The sequence below is a fragment of the Mesorhizobium sp. genome, assembly GCF_004962925.1.
In the GTDB taxonomy this organism is placed as follows: Bacteria; Pseudomonadota; Alphaproteobacteria; order Rhizobiales; family Rhizobiaceae; genus Mesorhizobium.
Genome location: NZ_SUEO01000334.1, coordinates 1881 through 4447, shown reverse-complemented (window position 1 = coordinate 4447; position 2567 = coordinate 1881). Strand labels below are relative to the sequence as shown.

3 protein-coding genes are annotated in these 2567 nt (G+C 65.9%); 1 reads left to right on the top strand and 2 read right to left on the bottom strand.

The window, feature by feature from the left end:
• Positions 1–822 (top strand): ATP-binding cassette domain-containing protein (locus tag E5W87_RS34255; RefSeq protein ID WP_292408008.1); only part of this gene is annotated, 822 nt, incomplete at its 5' end.
• A gap of 13 nt (positions 823–835) precedes the next feature.
• Here the strand turns inward: E5W87_RS34255 and E5W87_RS34250 are convergent.
• Positions 836–2242, bottom strand: a complete 1407-nt coding sequence (locus tag E5W87_RS34250) for an ATP-binding protein (RefSeq protein ID WP_292408005.1) — start codon at positions 2240–2242, stop codon at positions 836–838.
• A partial coding sequence (locus tag E5W87_RS34245; protein ID WP_292408002.1) for a winged helix-turn-helix domain-containing protein occupies positions 2239–2567 on the bottom strand: 329 nt, incomplete at its 5' end. The genes E5W87_RS34250 and E5W87_RS34245, both read right to left, overlap by 4 nt.

Sequence of the window (2567 nt, the reverse complement as noted above, 5' to 3'; positions counted from 1 at the left end):
CTGCTGCCGTGGCGCACGGTGGAGGAGAATGTCGGCCTCGGCCTGGAACTCGCCGGCGTTCCGGAAGCCGAGCGCAAGGAGCGCGTTCATCGCCAGCTCAAACTGGTCAATCTCGACCAGTGGTCGAAGAAATACGCGCATGAGCTTTCCGGCGGCATGCAGCAGCGCGTCGGGCTGGCGCGCGCCTTCGCCACCGAAGCGCCGATCCTGTTGATGGACGAGCCGTTCTCCGCCCTCGACCCGCTGATCCGGACCAAGCTGCAGGACGAGCTGCTGCAGCTTCAGGCCGAACTGAAGAAGACCATCATCTTCGTCAGCCACGACCTCGAGGAGGCGCTGAAGATCGGCAGCCATATCACCATCATGGAAGGCGGGCGCATCGTGCAGACGGGCGCGCCGGAAGACATCGTGCTGCGCCCCGCCAACGACTATGTCCGGGACTTCATCGCCAATGTGAATCCGCTCTCGGTGCTGACCGCCTGGAACGTGATGCGCGACCGCCGCGACCTCGAACACGGCAAGGATGGCTGGGTGTGGCTCGACCGGCGCAGGACGACGCGCTTCAAGATCGACGAGCACGGTCTGGTGGCGGCGGCCGAGCGCGACGGCAAGCCGGCGTTCTGGGTGTCCTGCGCCGATGTCGAAGCGCAGCCGGAGGAGACGGCGCAGGTGTTCTGGGCCAATCCCGGCACCTCGCTGAAGACGGTGATGCTGGCCATGCACCGCTCGCAGACCGCGCCCGTGGCCTTGTTCGACGACCAGTCGCGCTTCGTTGGCGCCATCGGCGTCAGGGACGTGTTGTCGGCGGTGCTGCGGCGGTAGCTTCTGCCCGGCCTTACCCCGCCAGCGGCAATCTCAGCTCCGTCAGCAGGCCGCCGCCGGGGTGATTGGACAGGCTGACCTCGCCGCCGGCGCCGCGGGCGATGTTGCGGGCGATCGTCAGGCCAAGGCCGAGGCCGCCGGTCTGGCGGTTGCGCGACTGTTCCAGGCGCACGAACGAGCCGAACACCGCGTCGAGCTCGGCCCGCGGTATGCCTGGCCCCTCGTCGCGGATGGCGAGCGTGATCGTCTTTCCCGATCGATGCAGACTGAGATGCGCCTTCTTGCCGTAGGTCACGGCGTTCTGGACGAGATTGGTGACGCAGCGCCTGAGCGCGACTGGCCGCGCAAGGCAGATGAGGCCACGCGACCGCGTATCGCCATTGTCGAACGAAACCTCCTCATAACCGTCGGCGACCGAATCCACGAGCGACCAGAAATCGATCCGTTCGCTCTTCTCCTCGGTCACCTCGAAGGTAGCGAAATCGATGACCGAGCTGGCAATGTCCTCGATGTCGGCGAGGTCATGCGCCAGTGCGGCGCGAACTGCCGATTTCCGCAGCAGTTCGAGCCGCAGCCGCATCCTCGTCAGCGGCGTGCGAAGGTCGTGCGCGAGTGCTGCCGCAAGATGTTCGCGATCCTCGACATAGTCGCGCAGCCTGGCCTGCATGGCATTGACCGCCTTCGCCGCGGTGCGGATCTCGCGACTGCCGGTCTCGGCGACCGGCGGGCTTTTCAGATCGTTGCCGATCCGTTTCACGGCGGTTTCCATCATCCGGTAGGGCGCGGTCAGCCGGCGCAGCGACCATAGCGACATGGCCACCACCAGCCCGGCGATCAAGGCATAGAGTGGCAGGCTGTCGAAGCTCAATATGGGCCCCATCGGTGTGTTCGGCTCGGTGAAATTCAGCCATTGGCCGTCGGCGAAGCGCAGCGACGCCGTCAGCTTGTCGCTCTGGGCGAAATCGGCCGCAAGCATCAGGAGGTCGCGCTCGACCTCGCCGACATCGCGACCCTCGATCGCGCCCCCATCGTCGGCTTCCCGTGCCGCCGGGTCGCGCCGGACCCGCGCATCGGTGATGCCGAATTTCGACAGCCGCCCGACCAGTATGTCCTCCAGTTCGGCCAGTTCGTCGTCGCCCGCGATCGACGAGGCGACGGCGGGCGTGTCCGAAACGGTGAGCGCGTAGGTCGCGTTGGACAGGCCGGATGCGGTGGCCTTGCGTGCTTCGGGCGAGGCGACATGCATCAGCTGCACCAGCGAGAAGGCGCGATCATTTAGCCTGTAGAGATCGACCACGCCGTTGGCGGCGGCACGGTCGCGCGAGACGATGTAAAGCGTCGTGATCTGGCTGATCAGCAGGCCGGCGATTACGATGAGCAGCACCCAAACGGGCAGGGTCTGCGGCAGGATGCGTCTCATTCGGAGGTCGTTTCTGGCAGGAACTGATAGCCGCCGCTGCGCACGGTCAGGATCAGTTTCGGCGTTTTCGGGTCGTCCTCCATCTTGCGCCGCAGCCGGCTGACCAGAATGTCGACACTGCGATCGAAGCTGTAGCCGCTGTCGCCGCCGGACAGTTCGATGAGCTGGTCGCGGCTCAGCACGCGTTGCGCGCTCTTGACGAAAGTCTGCAGCAGGTTGAACTCCGCCATGGTCAGCTCGACCCTGACGTCGCCCGGCGCCATCAGCCGGCGGCGCGAACAGTCCATCGTCCAGCCGGCGAAATGGTAGATCTGCCGCGAGGTGG

Excerpts from the sequence above, each read along its gene's own strand:
- E5W87_RS34250 (WP_292408005.1), bottom strand. The coding sequence starts at position 2,242 with ATGAGACGCATCCTGCCGCAGACCCTGCCCGTTTGGGTGCTGCTCATC.